Here is a 20,161-nt window from a genome sequence, read left to right as displayed (position 1 = left end):
TTGAAGAATTAACTATTTGAATGTCAGGGTCTTTTTGTTGCCATTAGTCATTTCTACTAGCACACCCGTAGCACCAGTGGGCGTTAGCTTTTTCACCGGCAGCAGCTCTTTGGTGGTCCAGTCGGTGCCGGATTTCTTCCAGAGCATGAGCGTGCCATACAATGTAGGCTGGTTGGGGGCCACGCTGCCCGCCGCATTGAGAATAGTGCTGCCGGGCTTTACGGGGTTCAAGCCGTTGGTATCTAGCGTTTCCAGGCTCTGCCAGCCGCTGAACGAAACCAAAGCCAGTTGGTAAGTGCCGTTGTCGATGATGCGGACTTCGTGGCCTTTCACTTTGCGAGTGGTTCGCTTGACAGTACCCGTCAGGTTGGGCAATGCGTAGTGACCCAGGCGCACGGCAGCAGCTTCGGTGCTGGTGTTCTGGTCGAGGCGCAGGATGCCGTTGGGCAAGGGCATATCGGCCAGGTGCAGGCTGATGTTTTTGTTGGTTTCCAGCACTGCGTCGCGGTAGTACACGCCGTCCTCGAACCGCTTGAAGGTGTATAGGCGCAGCGGCTCCCACTGGTTTTGCTTGTTTTTGAACACGTAGTTCATAGCCACCTCCCCGTTGGGGCCGTCGGCTTGCCACGGAAAGGCGCTGTTGTAGCTGAGGCGGTTGTAGTTTTCGTCGTGGCGGTATGGGTCGCTGAAGGGCTGGTGGGGGGCGGTGCGCAGCTCGGCCGCACCCGTGTTTGGGTAGTTGGTTACCAGCAGATTAGGGCCGGCTTGAAACTTGTTGAACACTGTACCCGGCGCCAGTTCTTTCGCCCAGGGGCCTTCGTTTTCGGTGGCGGTCCAGAACGGGCTGTCGGCTGGGGTCAGCAACCCCAGAAACGCCTTGCTCATCCAATATACGCTACCCCGGCAGCTATAAGGCTGCACGGCCGGCTCGAAGGACCCGTAGAATCCCAGCGTGGGCACGTTGTCTTCCAAGAAATCCGGGTTTTCCAGGAATTGCAGCATGGCTCCCGAGGCAATGCGCCGCATCCAGCCGAAGTTGGTGGCCGCGTCGGGCTGAAACCCCATCAGTGGGAAGGGCACCACCGCCGCAAACCGGTAGGTGATGCTGCGGCCCCACATAATCATCTGGCCATCACGCCCAAACATGCGGGGATACTCGTCTTTAAGTGGCGCGAAGTTGGCGGTGAGCTGTTGGGCTATCTGGGGGTAGTGCTGGCGGCCGTAGTACTCGCTCCACAGGCGGCCATACATCTGAAACGCCCACATGCTGTAGTAGTCGAACGAAGGCGCATCATCATACCAGCCCGCCCCGCGGTAGTGCGTCAATTGCTTTTGCAGGTACTCTTCCAGCAGCTTTTCATTAACTGAGTAGCCCTGGCTCTTGAAAAAACTCAGGATGAAGATGTTGAAGTAGCGCCAGTTCTGAGGCACCGTCGGGCCGTCGCCGTAGCTGAGCATGGTGGCTGCCAATGCATCCTTAGTGGCCTTTGGCAACGGGTTCCACAGGATTTCGGGGGCCGCAAATAACGCTACGGCCAGCCCACCAAACTCCACTAGGTTCTGGCTGGGGCCGCCATTGGCCGCCCGGGGCTTGATGTAGGCCGGGCTGGCTGGGTTAACCAGTTGGGTGAGCTGATGCCGGTAGTAGTCGGCCACTTTCACGTTGTTCAGCTCCAGCGCGGGGTTTTCCTTGAGCAGTGGCGCGGCCATAAACAGCGTACGGCACAAGCCTTCCAGCTTTTCGGTGGGTACCTGGCCAGGGTCGCGGGGGTAGCTTTTGCCGGGCTCCTTCGGAAACTGCATCGGGTCATCGAGGGTCCGAACGTAGCTGAACGCGCCTCGCAGCAGATATTGCGCCGCCTCCTGCCAGTGCTTACGCGTCATGCCCGTGAAGGGGCTCAGCGTTTTGTCGGGCTGAGTGACGGCAAACAGCGGCAGCTTGGTAATGGCTGGCGCTACCTTGGTATCGAAGAAAGCCGGCGTCGTGGGTTGCCCTTGCACCTGCGCGCTACCAGCCAGCAGAGCACTTAGCAGCAACACCTTAGCTGAACTGCGCGCACCGGAGCCCTCACGCTCGGCACGACGAGTGTAACTAGGAAAAGCAAAATGAAAGCGGGTGGAAAGTAGCACGAGGTAGTACGCAGGAAACAGGGCGAGGAATGAGTCGCTGCTGGGAGGTGACGCTCCCCGCAGGTGGATCAGGCATTTGTAGGTTTAGTTGGTGCGCCGGGCTTCGCCGTCGGCTTTCACCACGTCGAGAATCGGTTTTTCCAAGCCTACTAGCTTGTCTTGCTGCGGCTTAAGGATTTCCAGCACTACCACTTCGTTGGTGCCTTTTTTCAGCCACTCGGCGGGAACGTATAGGGTTTGCTGAGGACCAACTTCCCAGTAGCGGCCTAGGTTATGGCCGTTCAGCCACACCACGCCTTTGCCCCACTGGCTCATATCAAAATAGGTGTCGGCGGGGGTGGCTACCGTGAAGGAGCCGCGCCGTAGCACCGGACCGTTGGCAGTAGCAACAGCTTTGCCGGCGGGCGCCTTGCCTACTTTGCTGATGTCGTTGAATGGCAGGCGGAAGTGCTGCCAGTTCTTCACCTCAGTGCCCGCAAAACTAACCTGCTCGGTGATGCCTTTGCGGTTCTGATTGAGGAACGGCCCGAAGTTCAAGCGACCCAGGTTTTCCACCAGAATATCCAGCGTGACAGTGCCCTTCGGCAGCGTGATTTCCGTTTTATCCTGCTCCAGGCGGCGGTCCAGGGTAGCTACGCGCTGGCCGTTTATCAGCACCACGGCGTAGTCGCGCAGATCTTTGAGCTGGAGCGTGCCGGTGCGGCCACCGGGCAGCGTGGTCCGGTAGAGCACGTAGCCGTAATCTTGGTTCAGGTCTTCAAACGTCTGGGGCTGCGCGCTAACTATGGCCTTGGGCAGCACGCTCAGCAGGTTCGTAGCAGCCGCCATATTGATAACCGGCGTGCGCATGGTGGGCTTGGCAGCGGGTACGGCCGGCAGCTTGGTACCAGCCGGCAGGTACTTTTCAATCACGCTGCGGAACGACAGAAACTTGGGCGTGGCATTGCCGGCTTCGTCTAGCGGCGCGTCGTAGTCGTAGCTGCTGGTTTGGGGCTCGTAGCGGGTGCCCTCGCCTTTGTAGTTGGCCCCGTTCATGAAGCCGCGGGTAGTGCCCCCGTGGAACATATACATATTAATAGACATGCCCGCCCGCAGCACCGAATCGAGGCGGGGCGTGTACTTGGAGGCCGGTACCGTGTGGTGCGGCGTGCCCCACCAGTCAAACCAAGCCGGGTACCACTCGGCAATGTAGTACGGGCCTTTGCCTTCGTGGTAGGTGCGCACCAGCTGCTTCACTTTGCGCGGGTCATCCCAACCATTCACGGCGGGCAGCAAGCCGGGCAGGTGGCCTTCCTTCACTTTCTCACCGGGGTCACAAGTGTAGAGCAGCCCGTCGAAGCCGGCGTCCACAAACATCTTACGGTTGAGGGCCAGATAGTCTTTGTCGCTGGCGTAGAAGCCGTATTCGTTTTCCACCTGTACCATCAGCACCGGCCCGCCGTGGTTGACTTGCAACGGCGCCAGCTGCTGGGCCACGGCCTTCAGGTAGAGGCCATACGCAGCTAGGTACTTGGGGTCTTTGCTACGGACTACCAGGCTCTTATCCTTCTGCAACCAGTACGGGTAACCACCAAATTCCCATTCTGCACACACGTACGGGCTAGGCCGGAGCACCACCCACAAGCCTTCTTCCTGCGCAATCTTCACGAAGGCGGCAATGTCGTTGTTGCCGCTGAAATCGTACTTGCCCTGCTCCGGCTCGTGCACGTTCCAGAACACATAGGTCCCGATGGTGTTCAGGCCCATGGCTTTGGCCATTTTCATGCGGTGCCGCCACGCCTCGCGCGGAATGCGCGGGTAGTGCAGCTCGCCCGAAATCATCTGAAACGGTTTGCCATCGAGCAGAAAATTTTCGTCGCCGAGGGCGAAGGTGTGTTTGGGGGCAACGGGTTTGGTTTGGGCCTGCGTGGCCGGGGCCAGCCCCAGGCTAGCGAGTAGCAGGGCGCCTACAACGTGCTTATACATAACGAGCTATAGCTGTTTGGTGGATACCTTCGTGAAGAACCCCAAGTCCCACTGGTCCATCCAATCGATGGTAGGCTGGCCGGCCTTGAACTGGATTGGCAGCCACAAATAGCGGCTGTCCTTTAGGTCTTTGGGGTTCCATTTATCGGCCATGAAGATAAAGGCGTCTTTCTTACCCGGCACCGGCAGCACGTACGTTGACTGCCCGCCGTAGGTGAGCTTGGCGTTTGGGCCGGTCATGGGGTCACCCACTAACGTCCAGGGGCCGAACAGCTTATCGGCCACGTGCAGGGTGGCTTGGTTGGGCGCCCAACCGGTGCAGCCGCTGGTGATGAGGTAGTATTTGCCACCGGTTTTGAACAAGGCCGGGGCCTCGCGGTGGTTGGCAAACAGCAGCGTGTCCTGGGTGGTAGCCGTCAGATAATCAGGCGAAAGCTGAGCTAGGCGCAAATCGTAATTTTCCCTTGACGAGTAGATGTGGTACGCTGCCCCATCGTCGTCCACGTACAGGCCCATGTCGCGCGACATGTTGCCGTTGGGCCGGAAGCTGCTCACGTATTTGAAGGGACCGGTGGGCTTGTCGGCCACGGCCACGCCGGCGCGGGCGGCGCTGTAGCCTTTGCCCTTTAGCTCCAGGTGAAACCACATCACGTACTTGCCAGTCTTCTTGTTGAAGACAACCTTGGGCCGCTCCATCAGGCAGCCAGCCGCAATATCGTGCTGCGGGTCGGTGGAGGGTGTGAGGGCCACGCCTTCGTACTTCCAGTTGTAGAGGTCTTTAGAAGAGTATACGTTCACGCCTTCTTCTTCGTGCTGGGCGCGCTTCTCGCCGTACCAGTAATACGTCTTGCCCACCAGCAGGACCCCGCCGCCGTGGGCGTTGATGACGTTACCCTCGGTGTCGTACCAGAGTTGGCCGGGCCGAAAGCCCGCCGCCGTTGTTGCAGCAACCGACGACGGGCCTTGGGCCATGGCAACCGGGGCACTCACCACCCCCAGACATAGCCCAAGCAAGGCCGGAAATACATATTTCATCATTTAATACAAGGTATTTGGCAGGGGCCACTACTGCTAGGTAGCGGCCTGCTATCTAGCAGATTAATAGCCAGTATTTTGAGTTAAAACAGCGCCGCTGTTCAGATCGATGCTGGTTTGCGGGATGGGCAACAACTGGTGCTTGGTGGCTAAGCCCGTAACCGAAGCGCCGTTCAGGCGCTGGGTGCGGGAGATGAGCGTACCTGTGCGCACCAGCGTGATGCGGCGCTGCTCTTCCCCAATCAATTCGCGGGCGCGCTCATCCAGAATGAAGTCCAGCGTGATGTCGCTGGCCGATACCTGCGCAGCCTGGGCACGGGTGCGCAGCACGTTGATGCTGGCAGCGGCCCCGGTAGTGTTACCCTGCTTGAGCTGCGCCTCGGCTAGCAGTAGGTAAGTTTCACCCAAGCGCATCATGGTCAGGTCCTTGATGGTACCGAAGCCGAAGGTGTCGGCCGGGTCGAACTGGTTCCACTTGGTGGTGTAAGGCGTGATGTTGTAGATGGTATCCGAACCCACCAGGCCCGTTACGCGCCGGCCAAATAACGCGGTTTGGGCAGGGTCGTTGTAATAAAAGCGCCGCTTGAGGTTGTACTTGGAGTTGCGCATGTCCTGCGTGGAATACAGGCGATAATCCACCCAGTTGCTGAGGCGCAGACGGCCTAGCCCCCGGCCACCGAGCGAATCGGCGAGGGCCATGCCCCGGATGTTGTAGTAAGCGGGCACCCACATACGGCGCTGCTGGGCGCTGGTAGTGCCGCCCGGTACTAATAGCTGCTGCTCAATACCCCAAATCAGTTCGGTGTTGCCTTGGCTACGGCGCTGGTTGCCAATGATGAACATATCAGCAAAATAGTCGCCGGGCGACGAGGCGCGCACCCCATAGCGGGCCCGAATCAGGCTGTATTGTCCGCTGCTGATAACGGCTTGCAACAGCGTTTCGGCCAAAGCCGGCTGGTTGGCGCGCAAATACACTTCGCCGAGCAACTGCTGAGCCGCACCCCGCGTGATACGACCGGAAATAGCCTGGCTAGCTGGCAGCATGCTCGGAATAGCGGTGGTCAGATCATTGATGATGAAAATATTAACCTCTGCCACCGGGGTACGAGTAAAATCGGTGCGCGGCGAAGAAATAGCCTGCTCAATTAAGGGTACGTCGCCCCACAGGGTGGCCAGGAAGTTGTAGGCGTACGCCCGGTAGAAGCGCGCTTCGCCGCTAATGCGGTTTTTATACCCCTGCCGCAACGTGGCCGGGGCCGTTTCTGCGGCCTGAATAATCTGGTTGGCGTTGTTGATAGTACGATACGCCCAACTCCACATCACATCTGAGGCCCGGTCTTGCGAGTTGAGCAGCGTGTAGTTGTAATACGGTATTTCCGCGCCCTGCACCTGGCCGGGAATGGCTACGTCGGTGCCAAGCTGCATCATGCCCAGCAAGCCTTGCTCGTCGGAGCGGGTGTACTGCTCGCGCACCACCGATTGCAAACCGCCCATGGCGGCTTCAAAGCCCAGCGAATCGACGAGCACCGTTTGAGGCGTGTAGAGCGAGGGCGGATTTTCATCTAGGAAATCCTCTTTACAGGAGCTAATCAGCTGGGACATACCCAGCAAAACCGTACATGCTAATGCAAAACGTTTCATATTCAGAATGCTAGATCAGGTGGGAAGGGTTAGCGCAAACCGATGTTGAGGCCGAACACGAACGTCCGCACAGTGGGGAAGTTCGGGTTGGAGCCCGCCGCGCCGCTATTGACGCTGGTGGTAGGGCTAAAGTTGGTGGACGAGGTAAGCAGACTAACCGGGTTGTCAATGTTGCCAGTACCGTTGCCGAGGGTATAGGTCTGCTCCGGGTCCCAGCCCACCCACTTGGTCCAGGTGTAGAGGTTGCGCCCACTTACATACACGGATAAGGTACCCAACTTGAGCTTTTCGACTAGTGGAGCCGGAAAAGCGTAGTTCAGGGTTACATCCTGAAGGCGCGTGAAGCTGCCGTTGGTAGGAAAACCGTAGCCGCGGGGGTTGATATAGCTCAGGCCAGGGCGGTCTTGGCTCTGGTTTTGGGGCGTCCAGTAGCCGACCTCACGCGGCACATTCAGGCGGCCGCCTAGGTCCAGGAAGTTCAGATTGTTGTTGTTCTTGAGCACTCCCTGTACCGTCCGAATGAATACCCGTAAACTGAACCCTTTGTAGGTGAAGGTATTGGTGATACCGCCCTGCCATTTAGGAAAAGTCGTGCCGAGGTATTTGCGGTCAACACTCGTGATTTGACCGTCGCCGTTGAGGTCTTCAAACTTCAGGTCGCCGGGCTTGGCGCCGGCATCCTTGCCGGTGGGGTCTTCGCCCTGCTGCCACACGCCGGTTTTCACGTAATCATACACAGCCCCCAGCGAGCGGCCAATGAAAAGGCGGTTACCGATATCATCGGCGCTGGTGTAGCCTAGGCTCAGCAGCTTGTTGCGGTTGCCAGAGGCGTTCAGCGTCGTTTCCCACGTGAAATCAGGAGTCTGAATGTTGGCCGTGGTCAAGCTCAGTTCTATGCCTTGGTTACGCACCGAGCCCACGTTGTCGAGAATGGTGCCATAGCCCGAGATAATCGGAATCTGACGGTTCAGCAGCAGGTCTTCGGTTTTGGCATTATAGTATTCTACGGTACCAGTCAGGCGGTTTTTGAGGAGGCCAAAGTCCACGGCGTAGTTGGCGCTAGTGGTTTGCTCCCACTTCAGCCGCGAGTTGCCGATGCGGTCAGCCCGCAGGCCCGTGGCCGCCACCCCACCGTAGGCGTATTGCAGCAGCGCATTGCCCGTAATGGTCTGGTAAGGGTTGATGCCTTCGTTGCCGGTAGTACCATATGAAAAGCGCAGCTTCAGCAGGTTTACTGTCTGCTGATCTCTCAGAAAGGCCTCGTTGGCCACGTTCCAGCCCAAGGCAATAGAGGGGAAAGTAGCGTACTTACTGGCATCAGCTCCGAACACCGACGAGCCGTCGCGCCGAGCCGTCACAGTGAGCAGGTAGCGGCTGTCGTAGTTGTAGTTGATGCGGCCCATCTGTGATACCAGGGTACGCCGGTCGCTGAACGAGCTGATAACGGGTGCATTAGAGCCCGAGCCAATGCTATTGAAGCCGATTCGGTCGTTGATAAAGCCCGTGGCCGTTTCACTGGTTGTGAAATAGCGGTTTTCTTGGGCGCTATAGAGGGCCGTTACGTCGAAGCGATGCTTGCCGATGGTTTTGTTGTAGAACAGCAGGTTTTCCACCGTGTAGTTCTGGCGCTCATCGTTGACGAGCTGGGCGGTGCCGCGCAAATCACCAAACGGCCGGCCGTTGTAGTTGGCAAAGCGACCAGGCCGGTACGAATAAGTGGCGTTTACCCGGTATTTCAGGCCTTGTACAAAGGTGGGTTCCACCTCGGCGTAGGCGGTGCCCGTGAGCTGGTTTACACGGTCCTCGCGCTGGGTGGTTAAGCCCAGCAAGGCGTTTTTAACTAGCTGCTCGGGCGGCTGGGGGAAGATAGTGTAGGTGCCATCGGGGTTGAACGGCGTGGCATACGGACTGAGCACCTGCGCCAGACTTAGGTCGGCGCGGCCGCCATTGTCGTTGGACGTGGAGTAGAACGAGGAAGTACCGATGCGCAGCCAAGGCGTTAGGTTAGCATCGATATTGGAGCGCAAGCTGATCCGCTGAAACTGGTAGCCCTTGATAATCCCCTTCTGCTTGAAATAGTCGCCCGACACGAAGTACTTCACGTCTTCGGTACCCCCCGAAATGGAGGCGTTGTGGTCCTGAATCGAGCCTTGCTGTTTAATTAGGTCCATCCAATCGGTGGTACGGCCGGCATTGTAGTTGTCCAGCTCCCCGGTGTTGGGCACCGGCGTGAGGTTGATGCCGCGCTGACGGGTGAACTCCTGCCATTTCTCGGAAAACGCCGGCCCGTCGAGTGGGTGCAGGTTGTTGACCATGTACTCGGGGCCGCCGTAGCCGTTATAGCGAATCTGGGGCTTGCCGGTTTTGCCGCGTTTCGTGGTTACCAGAATTACGCCGTTGGAGCCCCGCGTACCGTAGATGGCCGTCGAGGAGGCGTCTTTCAAAATCTCAATCGAAGCAATGTCGTTGGGGTTGATGTCGTTGAGATTGCCCGGAAACGGCACCCCATCTACTACTAAATACGGGTTGGTACCGGCCGTAATGGAGCGCACCCCCCGAATCTGAATGTTGGGCTGGCTGCCTGGCACGCTAGATGGCGCCGTAATCTGCACGCCTGCTACGGCCCCTTGCAACGCCTGCGCCACGTTGGAAACCGGAATTTTTTCCAAGCGGTCCGTTGGTACTGAGGCTACCGAGCCCGTTACGTCAGAGCGTTTCTGGGTACCGTAGCCCACTACCACCACTTCGCTTAGAGCCTGCGCATTGGTTTTGAGCTGCACCGTAAACGAGGTACGTTCCCCAATGGCTACTTCTTGCGCCAGATAGCCCACCGACGAAATTACCAGCGTGCCATTGGCATTGGTTTCGGGTACTACCAACGTGAACCGACCATCAGCATCGGTGCCCGTGCCAATGGTGGTGCCTTTTACCACTACCGTCACGCCGGGCAACCCTGCTCCGTTCTCATCCTTAACCTGGCCTGTAATGGTTACGTCGGCTAGTGGAGCAGCGGTAGAAATGGCAGGTTTGGTGGTCGAAATGTTACCGTGGGTGGGAGCCGCCAAGGCCGCCTGCAAAGGCACCAGCGTTCCGCAGAGAAGTAAAGGTTTCAATTGCATACCAAAATGGCGGGCGCCAGCAAATGTGGGAAGATGAGGTTGAGGGGCTCAGATAGGACGGAAAAAAGCAACATGTTGGCAACTCATTGAAGCCACTTTAACTTTATTCTGCTCTTGTCTCAAAACTAGCCCTTTACCAATTGCTGCACAGGCTCCGTTTTCGGCAAAACAGGGGGCCATTTTCGCCTGAAGGTTTGCATCACTGGCTCTTAGCTAGCCGTTAGCAACTTTTCCGCTGCTTCCCCACTTGGCGATACTATTCATATAGTGTAAGTCCTCACTAACCCCAATTCTTCTTGCTGGGTTAAGGCCACCAGCACACAAAAGAGCCACCTCCCCTTGCAGGTATAGTGGCTCTTTGATTTCCTGCCAAGCCAGTTCCAACCGGGCTGGTATCCCTAGTTAGTAGCCGGGGTTTTGCAGCATGGCTGGCATCTTCCGAATCTCGCTGTCGGTGATGGGCATCAGGTACTGGTTGGGCCGGAACACGTGCTGCCGCACCGAGTTGGTGACGGTATACGTGTAGGTGAAGTTCGGCGAAGTACCGCCGCGCGTAATCTGCATGCGCTTATTGAAACCGTTGTTCACAGCTACCGCAATTTTCCAGCGCCGAATGTCATTCCAGCGATGGTCTTCGTTGGCCAGCTCCACGCGGCGCTCATTCTGAATCACGGCCCGCATCTGCGCTACAGTCATGTTGGGCGTAAGACCATACATGCCGTTGGTGCCGGCATCAATACCGGCGCGGCTGCGGATTTCCTTTAGTTTGTCGTAGGCCAGGGCGGTTTGGCCGGTTTCGTTGATGGCTTCGGCGTAGCTAAGCAGCACTTCGGCGTAGCGCAGCAAAGGCCAGCCTCGCTCGGTGTTGCCAGGGCTATTGGCAGCCAGAGTTTCGTCACACATTTTGCGGCTGTAGTAGCCGGTGCGCTGCCCGGCGGCCGTAAACCCGTCGGTCGGCGCCCCATCATACGTCAATACTTCCGCCTGCTGCCCCGACGATTGCAGGAAGTACCGCGACGTGTTGAAGATGATGCTGTACCCGAAGCGGGGGTCCCGGTTCACATACGGATTGCGCGGGTCGTAGCCGGAGGTAGGGTCGGTGATGGCCTTGCCGTTCTTCATCGGGAAGGCATCCACCAGGTTCTGGGTGGGCATGGAGTTGGATTGCCCCGACCGACTGGCGGGCAGATAGAAAATCTCGAACTCCTTATTCGCTCCCCGATTCACGGCAAAAATGTACTCCGGATTCACGCGGCGCAGAAACACTTGGTAAAAGCCGTTGCCGGGCCGGGTGGCGTCGGTGTGCAGCGAGTACTGCCGGGAGTTGATAACGGCCAGCGCCGCATCGGCGGCCCGCTGCCAGTGGGTGGTGCTGGTGGTAGGGTAGCTGACAATAGCGGCCAGCGCCGGGTCGGTGGTTTCGGCGCCGCCGTTGAAGAGCGGGCTGGCCGCGTACAGCAGCACCCGCGCCTTGAGGGCCAGGGCCGCGCCGCGGGTGGCCCGGCCGTAGTCCTGCTCGGAGTAGCCCGCCACGGTAGGCAGCACCGCCGCCACGGCGTCCAGCTCGCTCACCACGTAGTCTACGCAGTCGGCGTAGGAACTGCGCGGGTAGTCGGGAAAGTCGCTGATTTCAAACACCTTGTCCCCAATCAGGGGTACACCGCCGTAGTTGATGAGCAGGTGATGATAGTACCAGGCCCGTAGAAAGCGCGCCTCAGCAGCCACCCGCTGCTGGGTTGGGGCAGAAAGCGGCGTGGTAGGTAGCTTTTCCAGAAACAGGTTGGTACGGCGGATGTTGGCGTACGGAATGTTCCAGATATCAGCAATCAGACCGTTGGACTGGAACGCCAGGGGACTCACGGAGCCGTTGTAGAGCATTACGGCCACTTGGAAAGCCCCGCTGTAGGAATATTCGGCGTCGTCGGTAGCTTGCTCGCTATTGCCGTGGCTGTTCCAGCGGCCTTTGTCGAAGCTGTAGCCAGAACTGCTGTAGATGCGCGACAGGAAGCCCATGGTCCGGATGCTGTCGGTAAACACAGTTTCCTCGCTCAGGGCATTGGTTTTGGGCTCCAGGAAGTCGTCGGAGTCTTTGCACGAGGCAGCAGCCAAGCCGACGAGCAAGTAAGGGAATATCTTTTTCATGGATGGGAAGCCAGAAGTCATTAGAAAGTGGCGCTAACGCCCAGGTTCAGCACGCGCTGCGGCGGATAGGCTACTCGGTCATTACCAAGCGAGATTTCAGGGTCCACCTCGTAGCGCTTAGTTAGCTGCGTAAACGTCAGCAGGTTGGAGCCGTTGGCGTACACCCGCATCTGCGGAATACCCAGGCGTTGCGTGAAGCTGGCCGGCAAGTCCCAGTTGATTTGGGCGTTGCGCATGCGCAGGAAGTCGTTGGGAATCTGCCAGAACGTGGAAGAGTACACGTCGGCGTCGCTGAGGCCGGCCAGCAGCGTGAGACGCGGATACTGCGCCGCGTCGCCTAGCTCGGGGGTCCAGGCCTTGGTGTGAACCTCCGTCAGATTAGAAGCAAACGCCTTGATACCTTCCCGAATCAGGCGGGTGCTGCCGCCGTGCACTCCCTGAAACAACGCACTGAGGGTAATACCTTTATAGCGCACGTTGAAGTCGAAGCCATACACGTTGGTGGGTAGGTTAGGCAAGCCCACCACGGCCCGGTCGAACTCGTTGATAACTCCGTCGCCGTTCAGGTCCTTGTACTTCAGGTCGCCGGGGCGGGCCGGAACGGGCGTGGTAGGGCTGCTGTCGATATCCTGCTGGTCGCGGTAGAACCCGATGGACTCATACAGCAGTTCCTGTCCGATAGATTTGCCGGTAAAGCGCTGGTATTCATATTGTTGCTGGGGCTCGTCGCGGAATAGCACCTTGTTTTTGGCAATGGAATACTGCCCGTGTACCCCTACCATCCAGTCGGCAGTAAGCTGCTTCTTGAAGGCCAGTTCATATTCGATGCCGCGGTTATTCACCCGGCCCAGGTTCACGGGCGGCAGCGCCTGCCCGAAGATGGCTGAAATAGTGCCCCGGTTGGTCAGGATGTCGTACCGCTCGTTGTTGAAGTAGTTGACGTTGCCGGTAACCGCGCTATTGAACAGCCCGAATTCCACGGCTACGTCCAGTTTCCGCTCCTTCTCCCAAGTTACGTTTTCGTTGGCCAGCCGCCCTTCCTCAATGCCGCCGTAGTTGTTGCTGGAGTAGCCCAGGTTCACGCCGCCGGCGGTGTTGTAGGTTTGCTGGTAGTAGTAGCTGAAGCCCGAGCCCAGCGCATCGTTGCCCACAATGCCGTAGGAGCCCCGGAATTTCAGGAAGTCAACGGCCTTGATGTGGTTTTTGTAGAACCCTTCTTCCGACAGCACCCACCCGCCCGATATGGCTGGGAATACGCCGTAGCGGTTGTTCTTGGTGAAGCGCGTCGAGCCGTTGTAGCCGGCATTCAATTGGAGCAGGTACTTCTGCGCGTAATCGTAGCCGAAGCGGCCCGAGTAGCCCCGGAAGTTGTTGGGAATGTAGTTGTACACCACGTCGCCGGAGGCTACGGATACCGAGTTGCGGTTCAGCAAACCCAGGCCCGTTACGTGGTGCTTACCGAAGGTCCGGTCGTAGTTCAGAATGCCCTGCACGTTGAGCACGCGGCGGGTGCTACCGGCGCCGTAGCTTAGGAAAAAACGCCGCACCCGGTACACGTTGGGGTCGCGCGGGCGGTAGGCCGTGGGGTCGTCTTCGGGCTTGGTTGGGTCGTAGATGAACGAGGGAAACTCGCTCCGGTTCATGCCGCGGCCGTAGGCGTAGTCGCTGGTGTAGGCCACCCGGCCCGTTACCTGCAAGCCTTTGGTGAGGAAGTCCAACTTCTGCTTCACCGACACAATCCCGTTGATGTTGTTGGAATTGGTGCGGCTGTAGCCGTAGTTGGTAAGGCGGCCGACTACGTTGTTGGCGTTGTAGCCGGTCTGGTCAATCTGCCACTGGCTGAAGCCGTACGAGCCGTCAGGGTTGTAAATCGGGTAGGCAAACGGCGACAGCGCTAAGAAGCTGCTGTACTCGTAGAAAATGTCCTGCTTGCCCTGGATGTTAGCAAAAACCGGGTCGTTGGTTTGCGCGAAGTTGCCGTACAAATCCACCCGCACATCGGTGGACTTGGTGACGCTGATGTCCAGGTTCGAGCGGTAGTTGTAGCGCTGGTGGAAGAAATTGTTGTTGACCCCCTGCCCTTTGCCGAAATCCTTCAGCAGCCCGTTTTGATAGAGGTAGCCCGCCGATACAAAGTACTTCACCCGGTCGGTGCCGCCCGAGAGGTCGAGGTTGGCGCGGTACTGCTGGCTGAACTCCCGAAACAGCACCTTGCGCCAGTTCACGTTGGGGTGGCCGTAGGGGTCTTCGCCGGTCTTGAACAAGCGCAAATCCTCTTCTGAGAAGCGCGGTTTGAAGTTGGGGTTGGGGTTGGCGGCGTTGTCGTTGATTTGGGCCTGGGTGTAGAGTGAGGCGCTCTGGTAGGCATCCAGGTACTTGGGCAGCGTGGTGGGCTGCTGATTGGCGCTTTCCAGCCGGACACTCACTTTGGGCGGCCCGCTCTGCCCGCGGCGGGTGGTTACCACCATTACGCCGTTGGCGCCACGTACCCCGTAAATAGCCGTAGTAGAAGCATCTTTGAGAATGGTCAAGCTCTCGATTTCGTTGGGGTCGAGGCGCGAGAACTGCTCGTAAGTGTACTCAATATCATCGACGATGATAAGCGGCTGGTTGTTGCCGTTGTAGGAGCTTTGGCCCCGGATGTAGAACGCCGCTCCATCCTGGCCGGGCCTCCCCGAAGTTTGCTGCGAAAAGAAGCCCGGCATCCGGCCCACAATCGAGTTCTGGAGGCTGGCCGTAGGATTCTCCCGGATTTCGCGCCCGCTCACCGAGCTGGCCGAACCCGTAGACGTAATCTTCTTCTGCTCGCCGAAGCCCACTACCATTACCTCGTTGAGCTTCTGCTCACTGGAGCGCAACGACACGTTGATGGCAGTTTGGCCACCCACAGGCACTTCCTTCGACTCGTAGCCGATGAAGCTAAACACCAGCACGCCGGTTTTGCCACGTAGCGTGAGCTGGTAGCGGCCCTCGGCATCGGTGGAAGCGCCATTGGCAGGTGTGCCTTTTTCGATGACGGTAACGCCCGGCAGCAGCAGCTTGCCATCCGACACCACGCCCCGCACCACCTGGCCCTGCGCCTGCGCCACGGGGCCCATCAGCAGAGACGCGCCGCAGGCGGCCATAGTTAGTACTATTTTATGCATATAGATTCCAAGAAAAAGCGGTGGGAAATAGGCAGAAGTGCTAGCACTCCTACCAGCCGGGGTTTTGGGTGAGGTTGCGGTTTTTGGTGGTTTCGTCGTACGGGATGGGCATGTAGTACAGGTTCGACCGGAACGTCATGGTGCTCACCTGCTGGCGGTTGTAGGTCAGGGCGGTACCGTTGCGCACGATTTGCACCCCGAAAAGCGGCCCATTCAGAGCGGTTTCGCCAATCTTCCAGCGGCGTACGTCCCAGAAGCGGTGCTCTTCAAACGCCAGCTCAATGCGTCGCTCGTTCCGAATCAGCTCCCGCGCCTCGGCCTGCGTGATGCCCGCCTTGATGCCGTAGCGGCTGTTGGTGCCCGCCGTAATACCGGCTCGGCGGCGCAGGTCAATCAGCTGGGTTACCGCGTTTTCAGTGCGCCCCACCTCATTCAGCGCCTCGGCGTAGGTGAGCAGCGTTTCGGCGTACCGGAAAAGCGGGAAGTTGTGGCTCTGGTTGGTGTAGGTGGTATTGTTGCTGAAGTCGGCCATGAACTTGCGCAGGTAGTAGCCAGTGCGGGTTTGCACGGCGCTGCCCGCCGGCCGGTCGCGGCCCCCATCAAAGGTTTCCACGCTGCGGTTCAGCCAGCGCGAGCCGTTGGCAAACACCGTCAAAGCCAGGCGCGGGTCGCGGTTGGCGTAGGGCGTGGCGGCGTTGTAGTCGGTTCCGGTTTCAGTGATGGACCGGCCGGTGAGGGTCGGGAAGGCATCCACTAGGTTCTGGGTGGGGCTGGTGAGGCCCTGGCTGGCGGTAGGTGCGCCGTAGCCAATGGGCGCGTTCAGGCTCTCGATGTTGGTGCTGTTGCCCGACTGCTTGGCCAGAATGATTTCGGTGTTCTTCTTGACGGTGAAAACGTTGTTGAACGAACTCTGAAGGGCGTAGTAGTTGAGGGCGCGCAGTTCCTCGCAGGCCGCCACCACGCTCTGCCAGCGGGTAGCATCGGCGGTGGGCAGCCCATTAAGCGGTGAGCCATTGGTGGCCCCGCCGTTGTAAAGCGGACTAGCGGCATACAATAGCACTCTGGCTTTCAACGCCATAGCTGCGCCGCGCGGAATCCGACCCCAGTCGCTGTCGGCAATGGGTTCCACCCGCAGCAAACCCTTGATGGCGTCGCACTCACTCACAATGTAGTCGAGCACCTCGGCGTAAGTGTTGCGCGGCAGCTCCAGGTCGTCGTCCACCGTCAGAATTCGGTCACCAATCAGCGGCACGCCGCCGTAGCGCTTCAGCAACTCAAACCACAGCATGGCCCGGATAAAGCGCACTTCGGCTTTCCAATATTGCAGGTTGATGGCCGTGGTGGGCACCTTGTCTATGTTGGCGAGGAAGATGTTGACGCGCCGTACGCCGGCGTAGCTGTTGGCCCAGTACGGATCGGGGTTGTTGATGGAGCTGACGCTGCCGTTGGTGTAGAACTCCACCGGCCGGTTGATGCGCGAGGGTACTGCGTCGCCGGCGCCGGCATCCAGAAAGTCGCCGTTGCCGCTGCCAATGCGGTTGAAGCCGCCAGGAATGTAATTGTAAACGTCGTTGAGGAAGAAAATAGCCAGCGTGGCGTTGCGGTCCTTCTCGTCCCACACCAAATCTTCCCGGATATAATCGCGGGGCTCGGTTTCCACCCGCTCACAGGCAGTAGTAGCCCAGGCCAGCCCAATGGCCAGCGCGCTGATGCGTAGGTTATGCTTCATGATTCAGAAAGAAGGGCGGGCTTAGAGTTGCAGGTTCAACCCCAGGTTGAACAGACGCTGCTGCGGGTAAGCGCCGTTGAAAGATTCCGGGTCAATCCGGTCGATGGAGCTGAAAGTCAGCAGGTTGGTGCCGCTGGCAAACACGCGAAGTCCTTGTACCCGGAAGCGCTTGGTTAGCGTCAGCGGCACCGTGTACCCGATTTCCACGTTCTTGAGGCGGGCGTAATTGCCGGAGCGCATCCAGTAAGAAGATGTAGCGTAGTTGTTGACCTGGTTGCCGATACCCAGGCGCGGATAGCTGGCGCCGGAATTATCGGGGGTCCAGCGGTCTAGGTGCTGCTCGAAGGCCTGGCCGAAGCCGCCGCTCAGGAAAGCATATTCGCTGGGGCCTTGCAGGTACCGGTTGCGGTTCAAGAGGCCTTGCAACAGCACTGAGGCGTCAAATCCTTTCCAGCGGGCACCCAGCGTAGCGCCCAGCGGTATCCGGGGCTTGGTGCTGCCGATGGGGGCCTCATCGAGTTGGTTGATAACTCCGTCGCCGTTCAGGTCTTTGTACTTGATGTCGCCGGGCTGGGGCACGTAGCCTTGCAGCGTGGCGCTGCCGTTGATTTCCTCCTGGGTTTTGAACAGCCCTTCGGCTATGTAGCCAAAGCTCTGCCCTACCCGTTGCCCGGTGCGCTGCATCCACGGATAGTCGCGGGTTACTTCGTCCATGTACAGCACCTCGCTGCCCTGCAAGCTCAGGTTAGCGGCCAGATAGTAGCTGAAGTTGCCGGCGGTTTTCTGGTAGTTCAGCTGGAAATCCCAGCCGCTGAACAGGTTACGCCCAATATTCTCGGTGGGGTAGGTATTGCCGAGGATGGTGGTATTGCGCCCGCGCTGCATGAGCAGGTCATAGTACGTGGCGCGGTAGTACTCCACCGTGAAGCCTAGGTGGCTGTTGAACAGCGCGCCCTGCACGCCCAAGTTCAGCTTGCGGGCTTTTTCGGGCCGGATGTTAGGGTTGGCCAGCGGCTGCTCGGTAATAGAGGTGTTGTTGCCGGCGCTGGTACCGATGACGGCATTCGGCGAATCAAAGTAGGTTTGGAAGTAGCGGAAGTAGCCGGGGTTGTCGTTGGCCGTCAGGCCGTACGAACCGAACAGCTTCAGCTGCGATAACCACGGCTGGCTCTGCATGAACTCCTCGCGGTGCAGGTTCCAGGCGGCGCCCACGGCAGGCAGAAACGTGTAGAGCGTGCGGCCGTCGTCGGGGTAGCGGTTCGAGCCGTTCAGGCCGAAGGCACCTTCCAGCACGTATTTCTCCTGGTAGTTGTACGCCACCCGTCCCGAAACCCCGGTGATGGTGTAGGGCAGGTCGGAGTTGCTGACCGAGTTGTTACGGTTGCCCAGCACCACGGCGCTGATGCCGTGCGCCCCAAACGTATGGTCGTAGCCCAAAGTAGCTTCCACATAATCGGTGCGGCCCTGATACTCAATAGACGAGGAATTGGTTTGGTCGCTGTTCACGCCAAACTGCTGGTAGGTGCTGCCCGTAGGCTGGAACACCGCAAAGCTCTTGGTGCGGAACAGGTTCTCGGACAGCGTGGCGTAGTACGAGCCGATACCCCGAATCCAGAGGCCGGGCGTTATTTCATCGAGAGTGCGCTTGAGGTGGAAGTCGGCCAGCATGTCGCGCTTGTAGTTCTGCTGGTAGCCCGAACCCACAGCCAAGCCCCACAAGTTGTTCTGGTACTGCTGGTTGCCGCCGTACCGCCCGTCGTCGTTGAACACCGGGTAGGCGTTGGCGGGGGTATTGAAGATGGTGTTCAGGATGGAGCTGGTGCCGAAGCCGGGTTCGTTGCCGTTCAGAATCCGGCCAAGCAGCCCCACCCCGCCCGAGAGCTTGGAATTGAGTTGTAGCTCCACGTTGGAGCGCAGCGTGTACGACTTGAAGTAGTTGGTGGTGTTGTACTTGTTGATGTCGCTCTCCTTGAGCAAACCCGACTGATTGAGATGCTCCAGCGACACGAAGTACTGCGAGAAGTCGTTGCCGCCGGTGGCGCTGAAGGTATAGCGGTCCAGCCGCGACGACTTTTTCAGGATCTGGTCGCGCCAGTTCACATTGGGATGCCCGATGGGGTCGGAACCGTCCTGATAGGCTTGCAGGTCGGCATCGGTATAGGCCGGGGCTTGGCCGTCGTTGCGGCGGGCTTCGTTGTTGAGCAGGGCGTAGTTATAAGCATCAAGGCCCTTAGGCAAACTAAGCGGCTGTTGCAGCGCACTTTGCGCTGTAAATGAGATGCGCGGCACACTCGGTGTACCCCGGCGCGTAGTCACTACCAAGGCCCCGTTCGAAGCCTTCACGCCCAGCATGGCCGTACTCAGCGCATCCTTCAGCACCGTCACCGACTCGATTTCCTCTAGGTCGAACACCGTGAGCTGGCGTGGAATCCCGTCGATGATAACCAGCGGAACATCATTACCGCGCAACGATACGCTTGCCCCATCGGCGCCGGGCTGGCCAGAGGCTTGGAAAGTAGCCAACCCGGCCACGCGCCCTTGTAACGCACTCTGAAACGAGGTAACCGGCAGCTTTTGCAGGTCGTTGTAGTAAATCGTTTGGGTGGAGGCCGCTGTCAGGTCGGGGCGAGTTTGCAGGCTGTTCAGCAAGCGCACCGGCTTGAGGCGGGCCACCGCCGGGTGCTTGGTGCTAAGCATCACCACTGGGTCACGGTCGTCGGCTACGCTGTACTCGCGCACCACGCTGCCAAAGGCGCGCAGCTCCAGCAGGTCGCCGGGCTCGGCCGTGAGTTTGGCAATGCCGCCCCGGTCGGTAACCACAGTAGCACTGGTGCGGCGGTTGAAAACGGTGACACCGGGCAGCGGCTCTTGATTTTCATCAATTACCAGTGGCCGCAACAGCTTGGAGGTAGCCGTATCGGCGGGCACTACAGAGCTAGCCGAATCCGCAGGCACGGTGGGCGTTTGGGCGTGAGCTAGCTGGGCGGCAGTAAGAGGCAACGAGGTGAGAGCCCCGTAGAAGAGTAAACGTTTTACTCCCATAGATGGAACATTAGCATGCCGGCCTGCGCCGGGCATGGGTGGGAAATGAAGGAAAAGCGGACAACCTTAACTGCGCCGGACTGGCCCCGCAGGCCGTGCTGCTGAGCGGGCTTTGCCAAGACGCCAATTGACAAGTAGCGGCTTTCTTTTATGTAGTTAAGCGAGGGTAAAAGTAGCGGTTAAGCACCCCAAGCAACAGGGGCAGATCAACC

9 protein-coding genes are annotated in these 20,161 nt (G+C 58.9%); all 9 read right to left on the bottom strand.

What is annotated here, in order from left to right; genetic code table 11:
- Positions 1 to 12 precede the first annotated feature (12 nt).
- Positions 13 to 2,130, bottom strand: coding sequence for a DUF2264 domain-containing protein (locus tag G536_RS28205; RefSeq protein WP_211223339.1), 2,118 nt, complete (start codon positions 2,128 to 2,130; stop codon positions 13 to 15).
- 84 nt (positions 2,131 to 2,214) lie between these two features.
- Entirely contained in the window at positions 2,215 to 4,095 is a 1,881-nt protein-coding gene (locus tag G536_RS28200; RefSeq protein WP_022824511.1) for a glycoside hydrolase family 35 protein, read from the bottom strand.
- A gap of 6 nt (positions 4,096 to 4,101) precedes the next feature.
- Positions 4,102 to 5,133 (bottom strand): glycoside hydrolase family 43 protein, encoded by a 1,032-nt coding sequence (locus G536_RS0115440; RefSeq protein ID WP_022824510.1) that lies wholly within the window; start codon positions 5,131 to 5,133, stop codon positions 4,102 to 4,104.
- A 60-nt stretch (positions 5,134 to 5,193) separates the two neighbouring features.
- Positions 5,194 to 6,732 (bottom strand): RagB/SusD family nutrient uptake outer membrane protein, encoded by a 1,539-nt coding sequence (locus G536_RS0115435; protein WP_245575843.1) that lies wholly within the window; start codon positions 6,730 to 6,732, stop codon positions 5,194 to 5,196.
- A gap of 68 nt (positions 6,733 to 6,800) precedes the next feature.
- Complete coding sequence (locus G536_RS28195) at positions 6,801 to 9,890, bottom strand: SusC/RagA family TonB-linked outer membrane protein (protein ID WP_022824508.1); 3,090 nt, start codon at positions 9,888 to 9,890, stop codon at positions 6,801 to 6,803.
- A 402-nt stretch (positions 9,891 to 10,292) separates the two neighbouring features.
- On the bottom strand, positions 10,293 to 12,032 hold the full coding sequence (locus tag G536_RS0115425) for a RagB/SusD family nutrient uptake outer membrane protein (RefSeq protein WP_026880233.1): 1,740 nt from the start codon (positions 12,030 to 12,032) through the stop codon (positions 10,293 to 10,295).
- 20 nt (positions 12,033 to 12,052) lie between these two features.
- Positions 12,053 to 15,178 carry a SusC/RagA family TonB-linked outer membrane protein gene (locus G536_RS0115420; protein ID WP_026880232.1) on the bottom strand — a complete coding sequence of 1,042 codons (3,126 nt, stop codon included), beginning with the start codon at positions 15,176 to 15,178 and terminating at the stop codon, positions 12,053 to 12,055.
- A 49-nt stretch (positions 15,179 to 15,227) separates the two neighbouring features.
- Positions 15,228 to 16,907, bottom strand: a complete 1,680-nt coding sequence (locus G536_RS0115415) for a RagB/SusD family nutrient uptake outer membrane protein (protein ID WP_022824505.1) — start codon at positions 16,905 to 16,907, stop codon at positions 15,228 to 15,230.
- Positions 16,908 to 16,928: 21 nt separating this feature from the next.
- A complete protein-coding gene (locus tag G536_RS28190; RefSeq protein WP_169515112.1) occupies positions 16,929 to 19,949 on the bottom strand; it encodes a SusC/RagA family TonB-linked outer membrane protein in 3,021 nt (1,006 codons plus the stop codon).
- Positions 19,950 to 20,161: the final 212 nt, after the last annotated feature.

This window comes from Hymenobacter norwichensis DSM 15439, assembly GCF_000420705.1.
Classification (GTDB): domain Bacteria; phylum Bacteroidota; class Bacteroidia; order Cytophagales; family Hymenobacteraceae; genus Hymenobacter; species Hymenobacter norwichensis.
Note: the sequence above shows the minus strand (reverse complement) of the source record. Positions and strands in the feature narration are given on the sequence as shown.